Source organism: Micromonospora sp. WMMD1076 (genome assembly GCF_029581475.1).
GTDB lineage: Bacteria > Actinomycetota > Actinomycetes > Mycobacteriales > Micromonosporaceae > Micromonospora > Micromonospora aurantiaca.
Map to the genome: position 1 here is coordinate 2,534,340 of NZ_CP120862.1, position 18,034 is coordinate 2,552,373.

The 18,034-nt window shown below is 74.5% G+C and carries 16 protein-coding genes; 12 read left to right on the forward strand and 4 right to left on the reverse strand.

What is annotated here, in order from left to right:
- The first annotated feature begins 26 nt into the window (after nucleotides 1-26).
- On the forward strand, nucleotides 27-755 hold the full coding sequence (locus tag O7622_RS12360; protein ID WP_282314121.1) for a hypothetical protein: 729 nt from the start codon (nucleotides 27-29) through the stop codon (nucleotides 753-755).
- Nucleotides 756-838: 83 nt separating this feature from the next.
- Here O7622_RS12360 and O7622_RS12365 read toward each other — a convergent pair whose 3' ends face one another.
- Nucleotides 839-1,330, reverse strand: coding sequence for a DUF3093 domain-containing protein (locus O7622_RS12365; protein WP_282313476.1), 492 nt, complete (start codon nucleotides 1,328-1,330; stop codon nucleotides 839-841).
- An 85-nt stretch (nucleotides 1,331-1,415) separates the two neighbouring features.
- Here O7622_RS12365 and dut point away from each other — a divergent pair, with 85 nt between their 5' ends.
- The 4 genes from dut to O7622_RS12385 all read left to right on the forward strand — a co-directional run bounded on the left by dut (nucleotide 1,416) and on the right by O7622_RS12385 (nucleotide 3,786).
- The gene (dut, locus tag O7622_RS12370; protein ID WP_030274559.1) at nucleotides 1,416-1,913 is read left to right on the forward strand and encodes a dUTP diphosphatase; all 498 of its coding nucleotides are present in this window, start codon (nucleotides 1,416-1,418) and stop codon (nucleotides 1,911-1,913) included.
- Between the two features lie 25 nt (nucleotides 1,914-1,938).
- A complete protein-coding gene (locus O7622_RS12375; protein WP_282313477.1) occupies nucleotides 1,939-2,559 on the forward strand; it encodes a DUF3710 domain-containing protein in 621 nt (206 codons plus the stop codon).
- A gap of 169 nt (nucleotides 2,560-2,728) precedes the next feature.
- The gene (locus O7622_RS12380) at nucleotides 2,729-3,109 is read left to right on the forward strand and encodes an OB-fold nucleic acid binding domain-containing protein (RefSeq protein WP_030502986.1); all 381 of its coding nucleotides are present in this window, start codon (nucleotides 2,729-2,731) and stop codon (nucleotides 3,107-3,109) included.
- Nucleotides 3,106-3,786 carry a DUF3159 domain-containing protein gene (locus O7622_RS12385; protein ID WP_194803002.1) on the forward strand — a complete coding sequence of 227 codons (681 nt, stop codon included), beginning with the start codon at nucleotides 3,106-3,108 and terminating at the stop codon, nucleotides 3,784-3,786. Before O7622_RS12380 ends, O7622_RS12385 begins: the two co-directional genes overlap by 4 nt.
- Before the next feature lie 10 nt (nucleotides 3,787-3,796).
- On the opposite strand, the gene O7622_RS12390 is transcribed toward O7622_RS12385, so the two are convergent.
- Both O7622_RS12390 and O7622_RS12395 read right to left on the reverse strand, forming a co-directional pair.
- Entirely contained in the window at nucleotides 3,797-4,486 is a 690-nt protein-coding gene (locus O7622_RS12390) for a TrkA family potassium uptake protein (RefSeq protein WP_282313478.1), read from the reverse strand.
- 3 nt (nucleotides 4,487-4,489) lie between these two features.
- Nucleotides 4,490-5,155: a TrkA family potassium uptake protein gene (locus O7622_RS12395; RefSeq protein ID WP_282313479.1), complete on the reverse strand. Its 666-nt coding sequence runs from the start codon at nucleotides 5,153-5,155 to the stop codon at nucleotides 4,490-4,492.
- 158 nt (nucleotides 5,156-5,313) lie between these two features.
- Here O7622_RS12395 and O7622_RS12400 point away from each other — a divergent pair, with 158 nt between their 5' ends.
- The 5 genes from O7622_RS12400 to O7622_RS12420 all read left to right on the forward strand — a co-directional run bounded on the left by O7622_RS12400 (nucleotide 5,314) and on the right by O7622_RS12420 (nucleotide 12,642).
- Nucleotides 5,314-7,365, forward strand: a complete 2,052-nt coding sequence (locus O7622_RS12400) for an APC family permease (RefSeq protein WP_282313480.1) — start codon at nucleotides 5,314-5,316, stop codon at nucleotides 7,363-7,365.
- A gap of 158 nt (nucleotides 7,366-7,523) precedes the next feature.
- Complete coding sequence (locus O7622_RS12405; RefSeq protein WP_282314122.1) at nucleotides 7,524-8,753, forward strand: TRAM domain-containing protein; 1,230 nt, start codon at nucleotides 7,524-7,526, stop codon at nucleotides 8,751-8,753.
- Between the two features lie 79 nt (nucleotides 8,754-8,832).
- Nucleotides 8,833-9,993, forward strand: a complete 1,161-nt coding sequence (locus O7622_RS12410; RefSeq protein ID WP_282313481.1) for an anhydro-N-acetylmuramic acid kinase — start codon at nucleotides 8,833-8,835, stop codon at nucleotides 9,991-9,993.
- Between the two features lie 58 nt (nucleotides 9,994-10,051).
- Complete coding sequence (gene dxs / locus O7622_RS12415; protein ID WP_282313482.1) at nucleotides 10,052-11,998, forward strand: 1-deoxy-D-xylulose-5-phosphate synthase; 1,947 nt, start codon at nucleotides 10,052-10,054, stop codon at nucleotides 11,996-11,998.
- 137 nt (nucleotides 11,999-12,135) lie between these two features.
- Nucleotides 12,136-12,642 carry a GNAT family N-acetyltransferase gene (locus tag O7622_RS12420; protein WP_282313483.1) on the forward strand — a complete coding sequence of 169 codons (507 nt, stop codon included), beginning with the start codon at nucleotides 12,136-12,138 and terminating at the stop codon, nucleotides 12,640-12,642.
- Nucleotides 12,643-13,010: 368 nt separating this feature from the next.
- On the opposite strand, the gene O7622_RS12425 is transcribed toward O7622_RS12420, so the two are convergent.
- Entirely contained in the window at nucleotides 13,011-14,201 is a 1,191-nt protein-coding gene (locus O7622_RS12425; protein ID WP_282313484.1) for a hypothetical protein, read from the reverse strand.
- Nucleotides 14,202-14,567: 366 nt separating this feature from the next.
- Between O7622_RS12425 and O7622_RS12430 the strand changes: the two genes are divergently transcribed.
- Nucleotides 14,568-16,289 carry a hypothetical protein gene (locus O7622_RS12430; RefSeq protein ID WP_282314123.1) on the forward strand — a complete coding sequence of 574 codons (1,722 nt, stop codon included), beginning with the start codon at nucleotides 14,568-14,570 and terminating at the stop codon, nucleotides 16,287-16,289.
- The gene (locus O7622_RS12435; RefSeq protein WP_282313485.1) at nucleotides 16,247-18,031 is read left to right on the forward strand and encodes a hypothetical protein; all 1,785 of its coding nucleotides are present in this window, start codon (nucleotides 16,247-16,249) and stop codon (nucleotides 18,029-18,031) included. The genes O7622_RS12430 and O7622_RS12435 overlap by 43 nt, the downstream gene beginning before the upstream one ends.
- Nucleotides 18,032-18,034 lie beyond the last annotated feature (3 nt).

Consider the following 18,034-nt stretch of genomic DNA (forward strand, 5'->3'; position numbering starts at 1 on the left):
GCCCGGACGGCCCGGACACCGAGGACCTGGGCGCCACCGTCGCCGCCCTGACCGCCGACGACATCGCGCCCGCCCGCCGGCGGCAACTGCTGACCCGGCTGGTCGGGCAGGCCCGCGCCCGCGGGATCACCGACCTGTTCAAGCCCCGCGCGGCGGTGCGCTGGATGACCGACACGGTCGCCGAGGTCGCCCCGCACGTGCCGATCCGCGACCTCGCCACGCTGCGGCGGCACTTTCCCGGCCTGGACGACGAGGCGCTCGCCGACCGGCTGGTCCGCAACGCGTCCCGCGCCACCGCCGGAGTCGGCGCCGCGGGCGGCGGGGTCGCCGCCGTCGAGTGGGCGGTCACGCCCACCCTGCTGTCCGCTCCCGTCCTGCTGGCCGCCGAGACGGTGGCCGTGGTGGCGATCGAGCTGAAGCTGATCGGGGAGCTGCACGAGGTCCACCGGGTGCCGCTGCCGCCCGGTGGCACCGGCCGTGCCGTCACGCTCGTGCAGTCCTGGGCCACCCAGCGGGGGGTCAACCCGATGATGCCGGGCGTCGGGGTGAGCGCGGTGCTCGGCACCGCCGCCCGCCGGGAACTACGGGACAGCCTGATGCGCCGCTTCGGGCGCAACCTCACCACGCTCGGGCCGTTCCTGACCGGCGCCGCCGTGGCCGGCTACCTCAACCGCCGGGCCACCCGCGCGCTCGGCGAGCAACTGCGCAAGGACCTGCGGCGTACCGCGCGTGCCCTGCCGGAGGCGCCGTCCTGACCGGTCCCGCGCCGGGCCGGGTCGCGGCGGGCCGGGTCGCGGCGGGCCGGGTCGCGGCGGGCGAGCCGGGCCGCGGCGGGCGGTCAGGCCGCGTCGCGGGCGGCCAGCAGGGCGATCGCCAGCTCGACCGGGCGGCGCGTGCTGACCACCCAGAACGGCGTCGGGTCGGCCGGGTCGTCCAGCACCACCTGCACCGCGCCGCCGATCCACGGCCGCTGCACCACGAAGGCGAGCGGGTCGGAGCCGACGCCGAGCACCTCGCGCCGACCGGCCGCGTCCAGCGGCACCACGTCCGCGACGTACCGCACCGGCAGGTGGGCGTCGTCGACCCGCAGTTCGCCGTCACGCACCTCGACCCGGATCCGGCCCAGCCACCACAGTGCGGCCACCGCGGCGGGGATCAGCAGCACGAACGGCAGCCAGGCGCGCACCCCGGTCGCGCCCATCCACAGCTCGACCGCGAGCAGGACGGCCGCGGCCAGCCCGGCCGGCCAGGCCCACCAGGGCAGCCCGAGGCGCTCCGCGTACGACGCGGCGGTGGCGGTCGGGGCGGCCGGAGATGACGACTGACGCACACGGACGAGGGTACGGCGCGCGGGCGGCCCGGCAACCGGCAGGATGGCAGGGGCACCCCGCAGGACCGGACGGAAGAGGATGACCGTGACAGACGTCGTACCCGTGCCCGTGCGGCTGCTCGACCCGGAGCTGCCACTGCCGGCGTACGCCCATCCCGGCGACGCCGGTGCGGACCTGGTGGCCGCCGCGGACGTCGAGCTGCCCCCCGGCGGCCGGGCCCTGGTGCCCACGGGCGTGGCGGTGGCGCTGCCGGACGGCTACGTCGGGCTGGTGCACCCCCGATCCGGACTCGCGGCCAGACTCGGCGTGACGGTGCTCAACGCGCCCGGTACGGTCGACGCCGGCTACCGGGGTGAGATCCTGGTCAACCTGATCAACCACGATCGGGACACGCCGGCCAAGATCAGCCGGGGTGACCGCATCGCGCAGCTCGTGGTCCAGCGGGTCGCCCGGGCCGAGTTCCGGCCGGTGGCCGAGCTGCCCGAGTCCCGGCGTGGCACGGGCGGGCACGGGTCCACCGGCGGGCACGCCGGGCTGGTCCCGGCGCCGTCCGGCGGGCAGAGCGAAGAGGTGGCAGGGTGAGTGTGAACAGCGGAGGGTGGGCGCAGTGATCTTCTCCCGGAAGCGGGCCGACGAGGCGCGTGACAATGGGGTCCTCGACGCCGAGGAGACCCCGTCGGCGCCGGACCGCGGCCCGTACGACGTCAGCGAGGCCCCGGAGGCGCCTCGCCTCGACCTGGGCAGCCTGCGGATCCCGGCGGTGCCGGACGTCGAGGTGCGGGTGCAGGCCGACCCGCAGGGCGTGATCCAGCAGGTCGTGCTGGTGCACGGGCAGAACGCGCTCCAGCTCGGGGTCTTCGCCGCGCCCCGGTCCGAGGGCATCTGGGACGAGGTGCGCGAGGAGATCCGCCAGTCGCTCGTCGGCGACGGCGCGACCGCCCAGGAGGTCGAGGGGGAGCACGGGCCCGAGCTGCGCGCCCGGGTGCGTACCCCGGACGGGCCGACCGACCTGCGGTTCGTCGGCATCGACGGCCCGCGCTGGATGGTGCGCGGCGTCTTCCAGGGCACGGCCGCCACCGACCCGGCCGCGGCCGGCCCGCTCGCGGCCTGCCTGGACGGCCTGGTCGTCGACCGCGGCCAGGAGGCCAAGCCGGTGCGCGAGCCGCTGCCGCTGCGGCTGCCCCGCGAGGTCGCCGAGCAGCAGGCCGCGGACTCGCAGGAGGTCTGATCCACACGTGCCCGGGCCCGGCGTCGTACCGGCGCCGGGCCCGCGGCGTGTCCGGTCCCGGCCGGCGGTACGCGCCACGCCGCTCCCGTCGGGCGGCCACTGCGCGTACGCTGGCGGGACGGTTCCGCCGCCCGCGGGGCCCCGCTGTGGAGAGGGTGACGCGGAGGTCATGACGACCGACGAGAGCCGGGGGTCGCTGCGGCGGCTCCTGCACCGGCTCACCGCGAGCGAGGCCGAGATCGAGGCGCAGGAGCTGCGCCGGGAGAGCGCCGAGTCCGGCGGCACGCCCGCCCACCAGTGCAACAGGGGCCAGGTGGTGTCGGTGGCCGGGCGGCTGCGCACCGTCGTCTACACGCCCCGCACGAACCTGCCCACTCTGGAAGCCGACCTCTACGACGGCACCGACGTGGTGACGCTGGTCTGGCTGGGCCGCCGGCACATCGCCGGGATCGAGCCGGGCCGGCACCTGACCGCGCGCGGCCGGGTGGCGGTGCGCGACGACCGCAAGGTGATCTACAACCCGTACTACGAGCTGGAGTCGCCGAAGTGACGACCGGACAGCAGCACACCCCGTCGGGTCTCGGCCCGCAGGACGAGGAGCGGCTGCCCAGCCTCGCCGAGCAGATGGCCGACCAGCTCGGCGGATGGCGCGGGCTGGTCGAGTCGAGCATCCCGGTGGTGGTCTTCGTGATCGCCAACGTGATCGGCGAGCTGCGCCCCGCCGTGTACGCCTCGGTGGCGGTGGCGCTGCTGATCGCCGGGCTGCGGCTGGCCCAGCGCAAGCCGGTGCGGCACGCGGTCAACGGGCTGTTCGGCGTCGGCATCGGCGCGCTGCTGGCGCTGCGCACCGGCGACGAGCGCGACTTCTACCTGCCGGGCATCCTCTACGGCATCGGGTACGGCCTGGCGCTACTGCTGTCGGCCGCGATCCGGCAGCCGCTGGTCGGCTGGATCTGGTCGGTGCTGGTGGCCAAGGGCCGCTCCGAGTGGCGCGACGACCCCAAGCTGGTACGCACCTTCACCCAGCTCACCGTGCTGTGGGGCGTGGTGTGGCTGGCCAAGGTGGGCGTGCAGGCCGGGCTCTACCTGGCCCACCAGGACACCGCGCTCGGCGTGGCCCGGCTCGCCCTGGGCTACCCGCCGTACGCGCTGCTGCTGCTGATCACGGTGTGGGTGGTGCGCCGGGTCACCCGGGAGACCGCGCCCACCCCGCTACCAGGCTCCTGACGCCACCGCCTCAGGCGCGGTCCCGGTGCCGGTCCGCGCTGGGCGGGCCGAGGATCACCGCGCGCACGTCGTCCTCCACCGCTGCGGTGCAGACGAACACCAGCTCGTCGCCGGCCTCGATCGGGTCGTCCGGGGTGGGCACCAGCACCCGCTTGCCGCGCACGATCGCCACCAGCGCCGCGTCACGCGGGATCGGCACCGCGTGGATCGCCTGCCCCACGTAGGGCGCTGTCGGCGGCAGCGTGATCTCGACCAGGTTCGCCTCGCCCTGCCGGAACGTCATCAGCCGGACCAGGTCGCCGACGGTGACCGCCTCCTCGACCAGCGCCGCCATCACCCGCGGCTTGCTTACCGCGACGTCCACGCCCCACTGCTCGGTGAACAGCCACTCGTTCTCCGCCCGGTTGACCCGGGCCACCACGCGGGGCACCGCGAACTCGGTCTTGGCCAGCAGCGACACCACCAGGTTGACCTTGTCGTCGCCGGTGGCGGCCACCACCACGTCGCACGCGGCCAGCCCGGCCTCCTCCAGGCTGGCCAGCTCGCACGCGTCGGCGAGCACCCAGTCCGCGGCCGGCACCCGGTCGGGCCGCAGCATCTTCGGCTGCCGCTCGATCAGCATCACCTGGTGGCCGTTGTCGATCAGCTCCTGGGCGATCGAGCGGCCCACGTTGCCGGCGCCGGCGATGGCGATCCGCATGGCTCAGTGCCCCCCTTCCGGCGGCGCCGCCGCCGCCGACGTGACCGGGCCGTTGATGTCGTCGGTCACCAGCATGTAGACCTGGTCGCCCTCCTGGATCACAGTGGAGGCGGTGGGCAGCGTGCCGATCCCGAACCGGTTCAGGTAGGCCACCCGGGCGCCGACGGCCTGCTCCAGCTGCCGCAGCGGCCGGCCGATCCAGTCCTTGTGCACCGGCGCCTCGATGATCGAGACGGTGCTCGTCGGGTCGCGGAAGATCTCCACGTTGCCCTCGGGGACGAGGTGGCGCAGCATCCGGTCGGCGGTCCAGCGGACGGTCGCCACGGTGGGGATGCCGAGCCGCTCGTAGACCTGGGCGCGGCGCTGGTCGTAGATGCGGGCCGCGACCCGGGACACGCCGAACGTCTCCCGGGCCAGCCGGGCCGAGATGATGTTGGAGTTGTCGCCGCTGGACACCGCCGCGAACGCGTCGGCCCGTTCGATGCCGGCCTGACGCAGCACCTCGCCGTCGAAACCCGCACCGGTGACGGTGATGCCGGCGAAGTCGGGCCCGAGACGGCGGAACGCGTCCGCGTCCTGGTCGATCACCGCCACCGAGTGTCCACGCGACTCCAGGCTGTGCGCCAGGGTCGACCCGACCCGCCCGCAGCCCATGATCACCACATGCACGGTGTCCGCTCCTCCCACGGCGCCGCCCGCCGACCCGTCGTCTGCGAGCCTGCCACGTCCCCCTGCCGGACGGGGGACCGAACCGTACCGCGCGGCCGCACGCGGGACGGATCGACCACCCCCGCGCCCCGGACCCGGTGGTCGTACGCTTGGCGGTTGTGGCCCGACCCACCTCGCTGCTGAAGCGACTCCTTCTCGGTCGACCGTTCCGGTCCGACCGCCTCCAGCACACCCTGCTGCCGAAGCGCATCGCGCTGCCGGTCTTCGCCTCGGACGCGCTCTCCAGCGTGGCGTACGCGCCGGACGAGATCCTCCTGACGCTGTCCATCGCCGGCGCCTCGGCGTTCTTCTTCTCGCCGTGGGTCGCGCTCGCGGTCGTCGTGGTCATGCTGACGGTGGTGGCGAGCTACCGGCAGAACGTGCGCGCCTACCCCTCCGGCGGCGGCGACTACGAGGTGGCGACCGTCAACCTCGGTCCCAAGGCGGGCCTCGCGGTGGCGAGCGCGCTGCTCGTCGACTACGTGCTCACAGTCGCCGTCTCGGTCTCCTCCGGCGTGGCCAACCTCGGCTCGGTGGTGCCGTTCGTGGCCACCCACAAGGTGCTCATCGCGGTCAGCGCGGTGGTGCTGCTCACCGCGATCAACCTGCGCGGCCTGCGCGAGTCGGGCACCGCCTTCGCCATCCCCACGTACGGCTTCGTGATCGTCGTCGGCGGCATGCTGCTGACCGGGCTGATCCGGATCTTCGTGTTCGGCGACGACCTGCGCGCGCCGAGCGCCGACCTGGAGATCCACGCCGAGCACAGCGTGACCGGGTTCGCGCTCGTGTTCCTGCTGCTGCGCACGTTCTCCTCCGGCTGTGCCGCGCTCACCGGCGTGGAGGCGATCTCCAACGGCGTACCGGCGTTCAAGAGCCCGAAGTCGAAGAACGCGGCGACCACGCTGCTGTTGCTCGGCGGCATCGCGGTGGCCATGCTCGTCGGCATCATCTGGCTGGCCCGCCTCACCGGCCTCCAGTTCGTCGAGGACCCGCAGTCGCAGATCGTCTCCGGCCCGGCCGGGTACGTGCAGAAGACCGTCACCACCCAGCTCGGCGAGACCGTGTTCGGCGGCGGCTCGGTGCTGCTCTACGTGGTCGCCGGGATGACCGCGCTGATCCTTTTCCTGGCCGCCAACACCGCCTTCAACGGCTTCCCGGTGCTCGGCTCGATCCTCGCGCAGGACCGCTATCTGCCCCGCCAGCTGCACACCCGCGGCGACCGGCTCGCGTTCTCCAACGGCATCCTCTTCCTGGCCGTCTTCGCGATCGTGCTGATCATCGGTTTCCAGGCCGAGGTGACCAAGCTCATCCAGCTCTACATCGTCGGGGTGTTCGTCTCGTTCACGCTCTCCCAGGCCGGCATGATCCGGCACTGGAACCGGCACCTGCGCCGCGAGCGCGACCCGGAGGCGCGCCGCCGCATGCTCCGTTCCCGGGCGATCAACACGTTCGGCATGATCATGACCGGCGTGGTGCTGATCATCGTGCTGGCCACCAAGTTCCTGCTCGGCGCCTGGATCGCGATCGTCGCGATGGCGGTGATGTACGTGGTGATGCTCGGCATCCGCCGGCACTACGACCGGATCGCCGAGGAGTTGGAGCCGACCGAGCAGCGGGGCGTGCTGCCCGCCCGCAACCACGCCATCGTGCTGGTGAGCAAGCTGCACAAGCCGACGCTGCGGGCCGTCGCGTACGCCCGGGCCACCCGGCCGGACACGCTCACCGCGGTCACCGTGAACGTGGACGAGCAGGACACCCGCGATCTCCAGGCCGACTGGGAGCGCCGCGAGCTGCCGGTGCCGCTCACCGTGATCGACTCCCCGTACCGGGAGATCACCCGCCCGATCCTCAACTTCGTCGCGTCGGTGCGCCGTGAGTCGCCGCGCGACGTGGTCACCGTCTTCATTCCCGAGTACGTGGTGGGGCGCTGGTGGGAGAACCTGCTGCACAACCAGAGCGCGCTGCGGCTCAAGGGGCGGCTGCTGTTCGAGCCGGGCGTGATGGTGACCAGCGTGCCCTGGCAGCTCGCGTCCACCGCCGGCAAGAACCTGGACCGGCTGGACGCCACGCTCAGCCGGGGCCCCGCGCGTGGCCCCCGGGTGGCGCCGCAGAGCACCCTGCCGCCGCCGGTGGCGTCCACGCCCTCCGCCGATCGGGAGGAGCGCTCGTGAGCGCGACGGAGCGTCCCGGTCCCTCGTTGCCGGCCGGGCGGCCCGGTCCGGCGCCGGTGCACCGGCCGGGTCTTGCGTCGTCGGCCGGGCGGCCCGGTCCGGCGCCGGTGCACCGGCCGGGTCTTGCGTCGCCGGCCGGGCGGCCCGGTCCGGCGCCGGTGGACCGGCCGGGGCTGGAGGAGGCCGAGCGGGTCGAGCTGACAGTCGACGCGGTCGCGCCGGGCGGGCACTGCGTGGCCCGGGTCGGCGGGCAGGTGGTCTTCGTCCGGCACGCGCTACCCGGCGAGCGGGTGGTGGCCGAGGTGACCGAACTGCACCGGGGCTTCGCCCGCGCCGACGCGGTGGAGATTCTCACCGCCTCGCCGGACCGGGTCACCCCGCCGTGCCCGTACGCCCGGCTGGGCCGGTGCGGCGGCTGCGACCTCCAGCACGTCTCCCCGGCCGCCCAGCTCGACTGGAAGCTCGCTGTGGTGCGCGAGCAGCTCACCCGGCTGGGCGGCCTCACCGCGGAGCAGGTGGACGCGCTCGGCGTACGCATCGAGGCGCTGCCCGGCGGGCCGCTGGGCTGGCGTTCCCGGGTCCGCTACGCGGTCGACGCGGCCGGCCGGGCCGGGCTGCTCAAGCACCGCTCGCACGAGGTGGTGCCGATCGACAGGTGCCTGATCGCGCACCCGGCGATCCAGGAACTGCCGGTGCTCACGCCCACCGGCGCCCGCTGGCCGGACGCCGACGCGGTGGAGACGGTCGCCAGCACCGGCGGGGACGTCGCCGTTGTCGCGTACACCGATGGGGTTCCGACGGCAGTCAGCGGGCCGGGGCGGGTCCGGGAGACGGCGGCCGGGCGGTCCTTCACGCTGCCCGCCTCCGGGTTCTGGCAGGTGCACCCGGCTTCGGCGGACGCGCTGACCGGCGCGGTCCTCGACCTGCTCGACCCGCGGCCGGGGCAGACGGCCTGGGACCTGTACGGCGGGGCCGGCCTGTTCGCCGCCGCGCTCGCGGAACGGGTCGACGGGGCCCGGGTGACGCTCGTCGAGTCGGCGCCGGACGGGGTGGCCGCGGCCCGGGAGAACCTGGCCGGCCTGCGCGGCGTCGAGGTGGTCGCCGCGCGGGTGGAGACCGCGCTGGCCCGGCGCCGGATCACCGGCCCGGTCGACCTGGTGGTGCTCGACCCGCCGCGCTCCGGCGCGGGCGCCCCGGTGGTCCGCGGTGTGGTGGCCGCCGGGCCGCGCGCCGTCGCCTACGTGGCCTGCGACCCGGCGGCCTTCGCCCGGGACGTGCGCACGTTCGCCGAGGCGGGGTGGCGGCTGGCCGCGCTGCGCGGCTTCGATCTGTTCCCGATGACCCAGCACGTGGAGCTGGTGGGCCTGTTCCTGCCCCCGCCGCGTTGATCTCGTCCTCGGCTCCGCGCGTTGATCGCGTTAACAAGGGGCCCTTTTACTACCGGATCCGTTAAGAGGGGGCCCTTCCTTGCGCATCGTCGGGCTGATGTCGGGCACGTCCTACGACGGCGTGGACGTGGTGGCGGCCGAGTTCACCGCCGACGGCGACACGCTGCGGCTGCGACCGCTCGGGCACCGGGAACTGGCGTACCCGGACGACCTGCGGGCCGAGATCGGCGCGCTGCTGCCCCCGGCGGCCACCACGATCGAGGCGGTCTGCCGGCTGGACAACCGGCTCGGCGAGGTGTTCGCCGAGGCGGCGGCGACCGGCGTCGAACTGGCCGGGGGCACCGCCGACGCGGTGGTGTCGCCCGGGCAGACGGTCTTCCACTGGGTCGAGGACGGCCGGGTACGCGGCACGCTCCAGCTCGGCGTGCCGGCCCGGGTGGCCGCCCGGGTGGGCGTACCGGTGCTGCACGACCTGCGCTCGGCGGACGTCGCGGCCGGCGGCCAGGGCGCGCCGCTGGTCCCGGCGTTCGACGCGCTGCTGCTCGACCCGGCCGCAGGTGCGCGGGCCGCGTTGAATCTCGGGGGGATCGCGAACCTCACCGTGGTCGCGCCCGGGGCGCCCGTCCTCGGGTACGACGTGGGCCCGGCCAACGCGCTGCTGGACGCCGCCGCCCGGCGCTTCCTGGACCGGCCCTGCGACGTCGACGGTGCCCGCGCCGCGGCCGGGCGGGTGCACGAGGCGCTGCTGGCCCGGCTGCTCGCCGAGCCGTACTACGCCGCGCCGCCGCCCAAGTCGACCGGTAAGGAGCTGTTCCACGGCGGCTACCTGGACGCCGCGCTGGCCGCGCTCGGGGAGCCGGTGGCGGCCGACGACGTGCTGGCCACGCTCACCGAGCTGACCGCCCGCACGGTGGCCGACGCCTGCGACCGGCACCGGGTCACCGAGGTGGTGGCCGCCGGCGGGGGAGTGCGCAATCCCACACTCCGGGCACGGCTGGCTGCCCTGGGCGCGGGACGCTGGCGGCTGCGCACCACCGACGAGCTGGGCGTACCGGCCCAGGCGAAGGAGGCGTACGCGTTCGCGCTGCTGGGCTGGCTGTCCTGGCACGGGCTGGCAGGCGCGGTGCCGTCGGTGACCGGGGCGTCCCGGGCCGCCGTGCTCGGCTCCTGGACCCCTGCGGGCCCGTCCGCCGCCGCGCCCCGCCCGCCCGCGCCCCGGCGGCTGGTGGTGGACGCCTGACCTGGGTCGATGCACGGCCGGGCTGCGGACTGTTCCGCGGCCGATAGACTCTCGGGTCATGAGTGTTGAAGAGGGCACGGCCAACCACGGTCGGCTGCTGGGCACCGTCCGCAGCCCGCAGGACGTGAAGCGGATGACCGCCGAGCAACTGGACATCCTCGCCGCCGAGATCCGTGACTTCCTGATCGCCAAGGTCTCCCGCACCGGCGGCCACATCGGTCCCAACCTCGGTGTGGTCGAGCTGACCCTGGCGATGCACCGGGTCTTCGACTCCCCGCGCGACCGGCTCCTCTTCGACACCGGTCACCAGGCGTACGTCCACAAGATCCTCACCGGCCGGCAGGAGGGCTTCGACAAGCTCCGCCAGCGCGGTGGCCTCTCCGGCTACCCCAGCCAGGCGGAGAGCGAGCACGACCTGATCGAGAACTCGCACGCCTCCACCGCCCTGTCGTACGCCGACGGCCTGGCCAAGGCGTACGCGCTGCGCGGCGAGAAGCGCTCCGTGGTCGCCGTGGTCGGCGACGGCGCGCTCACCGGCGGCATGTGCTGGGAGGCGCTGAACAACATCGCCACCGCCGGCAACCCGCTGGTCATCGTGGTCAACGACAACGGCCGGTCCTACTCGCCGACCATCGGCGGCCTCGCCGACCACCTGTCGTCGCTGCGGCTCAACCCCGGCTACGAGAAGGTGCTCGACACGGTCAAGGACGCGCTGGGCAACACCCCGTTCGTCGGCAAGCCGATGTTCGAGGTGCTGCACGCGGTGAAGAAGGGCATCAAGGACGCGGTCGCCCCGCAGGCCATGTTCGAGGACCTCGGCATCAAGTACGTCGGCCCGGTCGACGGCCACGACGTGGCGGCGGTCGAGGCGGCGCTGCGCGCGGCGAAGAACTTCGGCGGACCGGTGATCGTGCACGCGGTCACCCGCAAGGGCTACGGCTACCGTCCCGCCGAGGACGACGAGGCCGACTGCCTGCACGGCCCCGGCGGCGCGTTCGACGTCGAGACCGGCCAGCTGGTCGCCGCGCCGTCGGTCAAGTGGACCCACGTCTTCGCCAACGAGCTGGTCGCGATCGCCGACGAGCGCCCCGACGTGGTCGGCATCACCGCCGCCATGGCCGAGCCCACCGGTATCGCCACGCTCGCCCGCAAGTACCCGGAGCGGGTCTACGACGTGGGTATCGCCGAGCAGCACGCGGCCACCTCCGCCGCGGGCCTCGCCATGGGCGGGCTGCACCCGGTGGTCGCTGTCTACGCCACGTTCCTCAACCGCGCGTTCGACCAGGTGCTGCTGGACGTGGCGATGCACAGGCTGCCGGTCACGTTCGTGCTGGACCGGGCCGGCATCACCGGCCCGGACGGGCCCAGCCACTACGGCATCTGGGACATGTCGGTCTTCGGCGTGGTGCCCGGCCTGCGGATCGCCGCGCCCCGCGACTCGGCCACGCTGCGCGAGGAACTGCGCGAGGCGGTCGCCGTGGACGACGGCCCGACCATCCTGCGCTTCCCGACCGGCACCGTCGCCGCCGACCTGCCGGCCGTACGCCGGGTCGGCCCGGTCGACGTGCTGGCCGAGTCGGCGCGTACCGACGTGCTGCTGGTCGCGGTCGGCTCGTTCGCCGGCCTCGGCGTCGAGGTCGCCGCCCGGGTCGCCGAACAGGGGTACGGCGTGACAGTGGTCGACCCGCGCTGGGTCCGCCCGGTGCCGGCCGAACTGGTCGAGCTGGCCGCCGGGCACCGGCTCGTGGTCACCGTCGAGGACGGGGTACGCATCGGCGGCGTCGGTTCCGCGCTGGCCCAGGCGATGCGCGACGCCGACGTCCGCGTACCGGTCAAGGACCTGGGTGTAGCGGCCGACTGGCACCCGCACGGCACCCGGCCGCAGATCCTGGCCGACCTGCGGCTGACCGCGCAGGACGTGGCGCGCGACGTCACCGGCTGGATCTCCGGCCTGGACGCCGCCCCGGTGGACCCGGCCACAAACGGAGCCCGAGCCCAGAGCTGACCTGCTCCACCCACCCCGGTCCTCGCCTGGTTCCCGCGTCGATCTTGCACTTGCGGCCCTCCTGATATCGGCTTCGCCCGATTAGGGAGGGCCGCAACCGCAAGATCGCCGGATGTCTTGTGTCGAGGGGAGGGATCGTGGAGATTCGCGAGGCGGGGCTGGGGGATCTCTCGGGGATCGTCGGGCTGCACAGCCGGGCGCGGGTGGCCTACTACGGAGCCGGTGGGCTGCCGGTCGGGGAGATCCTCACTCCGGAGCTGGCCCGGGAGCAGCGGGAGGGCTGGGCGGCGGCGATCACCTCGGCGCACAAGCGGGTGCAGTGCGCCATCCTGGACGGTGTGCTGGCCGGCGTGGTGGCCATGGGACCGCCGCACTCGTCCGACCTGGATCCGCGGACGACCGCGCAGCTCTACCAGATCCACGTCGACCCGGAGATGTGGGGACGAGGCGTGGGGAGTGCGCTGCACGCGCTGTTCGTGCGGCACCTTGAGGACGAAGGGCCGGCGCTGGGCGTGCTGGAGGTGTGGGAGCGCAACACCCGGGCTCGGGCGTTCTACACCCGCCACGGTTGGCGCCCCGACGGCACCTCCCGCCCCGGCCCGGCCCGGACCCCCTACCTGGGCATGCGGCTGACCCACCCCTAGCTCCCCCGCCCCTCAGCCCCACCCGTCCCCCGGGCTCTCGCCGCAGTTCGCGCCCGCACCCGCCCCGATCCCGTCGATCTTGCACTTCCGGCCCCCGGATTGCCGGTTATACCCCGATTGACGGGGCCCCAACTGCAAGATCGCCGAGTCGCGGTGCCCTCGCCCGCCCCGGCCCGTCCTGTTGACCAAGGAGTTCGGGTGTGTGGCGGGCCTCCCGGATGACACAAACTCCTTGATCGCCGGCCGGGGCGGGTGATCATGAGGTTGGCGGTGCTGGGTGTCCGGATTGTCGCCGTCAAGTTCATGATCGACGGGACTGGGCCAACGCGCGGGGAGGGGAGGGGAGGGGGGGAGGGGTGGGGCGGGGGTTAGGGGGTGGGGAGGGAGCGGTACCAGGTCTTCTCGGTGCCGGCCAGGCTGAACGTCTGCCTCTGGTCGGTGTGCTCGACGACCACCAGGCCGGGACGGTCGACCAGGCGAGTCGTGCCGGGCGGGGCGGAGAACGAGGCGTCCCGGGTGCGCCAGGACAGCACCGCCAGCGGCCGGCCCGGCATCGGCAGGTGGTACGCCTGGAGCGTGGTGGACCGGTCGGCGGGGGAGACCACCGGAGTGCCGCCGTCGGCGGGCCGGTAGACCACAGCCGTCATCGTCCCGGCCGGCGTCTCCCAGCTGAGCTGCTCCAACTCGCCCGGCTCGCCCTCGGCGAGAGCCACCGAGCCGAGCGAACGCGTCGCGATCTTCGCCATCGGCCAGGACTCGGGCGCGGAGCGGGGTGCCTCGCGGTCGCCGATGCGGCGCGGCACGCTGCCGAACGGGCCCCGCTCACCGGCGAGCACGCAGGTGTCCAATCCGGTCAGCGCGCGCCTGCCGGCGCCCGTCTCGTCCCGTACCAGGGGGTAGCGGGGCGCTTCGGTGGCCGTACCCAGGTCGAGGACGCGGTCCGCGGCCCGGCCGCGCGGCAGCGACGGCGTGGACCGCAGCGTCGCGGTCAGTTCGACGGCCCGGCAGTCCGGTACGGCGACCGGGTCGGTGACGCCGTCGGTGCCGCCGAGGAGCTTGCCGTCGGGTCCGGTCAGGCGCTCGACGCGGGCCGAGGTGAGGTAGCGGCGGCCGGACGGCTCCCGCACCGGCAGCACGTCGGAGTAGACCAGGTAGCCGGGATCGGTGTACTCGGTGGCGTGGACGACCCGCCAGCGCTGCCCGTCCCGGTCGAGTTGCAGCAGCCAGGAGGCGGACTCGCCGGGCACGTCGGCGGCGACGAGCGCGAGCGCCGACCCGGCGACCTGGCCGGAGAAGAGGATGCCGGACGTGGGCACGTGCACCCGGTCGTCCACCGGGGAGCGCCAGTCGCGTACCGCTGTGGTGATCGCGGCGGTGGCCGCGGCGTCGCGGGCCAGGCTGCCGCGCGGCGGCCACACCGCGAGGGTGCCGTCCAGACTGTCGTAGCCGACCCGCAGGTCCGCCGGCCGCCGTTCGGCGACCGGTCCGCAACCGGCCGTGACCAGCAGCAGAGCTGCCAGTGCGGTGCCCGTCGTAGCGCCTCGGCGGGCTGAAAGCACCCTGATCCCCTCGCCGGTCGTCGGTCGGAAGCCCACATGGTACGAGACGACAAGTCGCCCGGCCGCGCCCGGCTCACCCTTTCGGCCGATCGGCCACTGCGGAACGTGACGGGCGATTCGGGTACCAATATCCGGCTCCGGTAGACTCCGCCGACTGTGACGCCTGCCGAGACCCGCGGCGCCTCGACGCCGGACACCGCCGCCCCGACGGGCCACCGCGCCGTCACCCTGGACCCGCCGTCGATCACCATCACCGCCGAGCCGGAGCCGGTGATCACGACCCCGCCGGGAGTGCCGACCGAGCCGGAGACGCCGGCCACGCCGGGCGCGCGGCGCGCGCGCCGGTGGCGGTGGACGCGCCGCCGGATCGACCTCACCGTGTACGGCGGATTCCTGCTCGCCGCGATCTGGGTGACCAGCGGCATCTGGGTCGACCCGGCCGGACGGGTCGCCGCGCTCTACAGCAGCGATCCGGCGCAGGTGCAGTTCTTCCTGGCCCACTCCGTGCGGGTGGTGCTGCACGGCGAGTTCCCGTTCTTCACCGAGCAGTTCAACTACCCCGACGGCGTCAACCTGATGGCGAACACCGCCATCCTGGCGCTCGGCATCCCGATGGTGCCGGTGACCCTCCTGTTCGGACCGGCGGTCTCCTTCGTCACGCTGGTCACGCTCGGCCTGGCCGGCACCGCCGCCGCCTGGTACCGGGTGCTGTCCCGGCACCTGGTCCGGCACCGCCCGGCCGCCGCGGTGGCGGCCTGGTTCTGCGGGTTCTCACCGGCCATGCTGTCGCACGCCAACTGGCACCCGAACATCATCAGCCAGTTCCTGCTGCCGTTCATCGTGTGGCGGGTGCTGGTGCTGACCCGGTCGGCCCGGCCGGTCCGCGACGGTGTGCTGCTGGCGCTGCTGGTCACCGCGCAGGCGTTCGTCAACGAGGAGATCCTGCTCTTCGCCGCGCTGGCCCTGGGCGTGTTCCTGATCGCCGTGGTGGTGCAGCAGCGCGAGCGGTGGACCACCGCGTGGCGGCCGCTCGGCGCCGGGCTGGCGGTCTGCGCGGCGCTGGCCGGGGCGCTGCTGGCGTACCCGCTGTGGGTGCAGTTCGCCGGGCCGATGGCGTACCACGGGCTCAGCGACGCGGTGCGCGACTACGGCAACGACATCGCCGCGTTCTTCGCGCCCGGCTCGCCCACGTTCGGCGGCAACGAACGCGCCAACGTCAACCTCGCGCCGAACTACTCGGAGGAGAACGCGTTCTTCGGCTGGAGCCTGTCGCTGCTGGTAGTGGGCATCGTGGTGTGGCTGCGGCGGGACGTGATCGTCCGCGCGCTCGCCGCCACCGGGCTGTTCTTCGCCGTGCTCTCCCTCGGCGAGCGGATCTCCTGGTGGGACCGGGAGATCGCCACCGGCCCGTGGGAGCTGCTGGTGCGGCTGCCGCTGCTCGACGCCGTGGTCCCGACCCGCTTCGGCCTGATCACCGGCGTGACGGTGGCGATCCTGCTCGCGTACGCGGTCCGGCGCGCCTGGGCCCTGCGCGGCGTGGACCGGCGGACCGCCCGCAAGCTCACCGCCGCGGGCCTGGTCCTCGCGCTGCTGCCGATCGCGCCGATGCCGTTGCGGGTCACCACGCGGGAGCCGGTGCCGGAGTTCATCACCGCAGACAGGTGGCGCAAGTACGTCGGGCCTGATCAGACGCTCGTCTCGGTGCCGGTGCCCGCGATGGGCAACACCGACCCGATGCGCTGGGCGGCCAGCACCAACCTCGACTTCAAGATCCCCGGCGGCTACTTCCTCGCCCCGCGCAACGGCGTCACGGGCGACCCCGGGCGCTTCGGCGGCCGCCCCAGCGGCATCGGCGAGATGCTGCGGGAGGTATCGTCCACCGGCCGTACGCCGAAGCTGGACGACCGCCAGCGGCGCCGCTACCTGGACGAGCTGCGGCACTGGAACGCGGCGGTGGTGGTGCTGCCGCGCGACGAGCAGAACGCCGAGCCGCTGCGCCGCACCGTGGAGCAGTTGGTCGGCCCCGGACGGCAGGAGCTGGACGTGTGGCTGTGGGACGTGCGGAAACTGACCAGCCGGTCCGCCTGACCGAACCGGCGGTCGCCGCCCCCGCGCCCCGCCGCCGCCGGCCCCGCCCGGCCGACGTGCTGGTGGTGGCCGGCTACCTGGGTCTGGCCGTGCTGCTCGCCACCGGCCAGTGGCGCCGGCCGGAACGGCTGTTCCACCAGCCCGGCGACCAGATGCTGTTCGAGTGGATGCTGGCCCGGGCCGCCCGCGCGGTCACCGGCGGCGAGAACCCGCTGTGGAGCGGCGCGCTGAACGCCCCGGACGGGGTGAACCTGATGGCGAACACCTCGGTTCTCGGGCTGGGCGTGCCGCTCACCCCGGTCACAGTCGCCTTCGGCTCCCAGGCGGCCTTCCTCGTCGCCGTGACGCTCAGCCTCGCCGGGACCGCCACCGCCTGGTACGCGCTGCTCGCCCGCCGGCTGGTCCGGTCCCGGGCCGCCGCCGCGGTGGGCGGCCTGTTGTGCGGCTTCGCCCCGGGCATGGTGGCGCAGGCCGGTGCGCACCTGCACATGGCCGCCCAGTTCCTGGTGCCGGTGATCCTCGCGCTGGTGTTCCGCCCGGCCACCGACCGGGTCCGGCGCGACGGCGTGCTGCTCGGGCTGGCCGTCGCGTACCAGGTGTTCCTCGGCGAGGAGGTGCTGGTCTTCCTGGCGCTGGCCGCCGGGGTGTTCGCCGGGGCGTACGCGCTCGCCGACCGGGCCGCCGCGCGCCGGCTGGCGCCCGTGGTGGCCCGGCGGCTGGGTGTCGGCGCGCTGGTGGCGGGCGTGCTGCTGGCGTACCCGCTGTGGTTCCAGTTCGCCGGGCCGGGCCACTACCGGGGGATGCCGTTCCACACCGGGGGCTACCGGCTGGACGTGGTCTCGTTCGCCGCCACCGCCCGGCAGAGCGTCGCCGGGGACGCCCACCGGGCCGGGCTGCTGTCGCCGAACCCGACCGAGCAGAACTCGTTCTTCGGTCCGTTCCTGCCGCTGCTGGCCGTACTCGTGGTGGTGCGGCTGTGGCGGCGGCCGCTGGTGCGCGCGCTCGCCGCCTGCGGCCTGCTGTTCGCGCTGCTGTCGCTCGGTTCCCCGGTGGTGGTGAACCGGCACGACACCGGGCTGCCCGGCCCGTACCGCCTGCTCGCCGGCGTGCCGCTGCTGGACCTGGTGGTGCCGGCACGGTTCGCGCTGGTCTGCGTACCGGTGCTCGGGGTGCTGCTCGCGCTGGCAGTGGACCGGGTCCGGCACGGCGGCGTGCGCACCTGGGCGCCGTGGGCCGGCGCGGTCGCCGCCGCGCTGCTGCCGCTGGCGCCGACGCCGATCCGCGCGGTGCCGGTCACGCCCGTCCCGGCCGTGGTGTCCGGCGGCGGCTGGCGGGAGTACGTGCCACCGGGCCGGTCGCTGGTGCCGGTGCCGCCGGTGACCGGGGCGGCGGTCAGCCCCGCCATGTTCTGGTCGGCGCGCACCGGGCTGGCGTTCGACGCGCCGGGCGGCTACTTCATCGGCCCGCGGTCGGCCGGCGACCCGGCGGCCCGCTGGGGCGCGCCGGACCGGCCCACGTCGCTGCTGCTGCGCCGGGCCGCCGAGACCGGCCGGGTGCCGCCGGTCGGTGAGACGGAACGCCGGCAGGCGGTCGACGACCTGCGGCACTGGCGGGCGGCGGCACTCGTGCAGGCCGACTCGTCACCCGGCGACCCGGTCCGCGCCACAGTGGACGCGCTGGTCGGCCCCGGCCGGGACGTGCCGGGCGGGTACCTGTGGGACGTCCGCCCGCTCGTCGGCTGACCG

Excerpts from the sequence above, each read along its gene's own strand:
- O7622_RS12380 (WP_030502986.1), top strand. The coding sequence starts at position 2,729 with ATGACGACCGACGAGAGCCGGGGGTCGCTGCGGCGGCTCCTGCACCGG.
- O7622_RS12390 (WP_282313478.1), bottom strand. The coding sequence starts at position 4,486 with ATGCGGATCGCCATCGCCGGCGCCGGCAACGTGGGCCGCTCGATCGCC.
- dxs (WP_282313482.1), top strand. The coding sequence starts at position 10,052 with ATGAGTGTTGAAGAGGGCACGGCCAACCACGGTCGGCTGCTGGGCACC.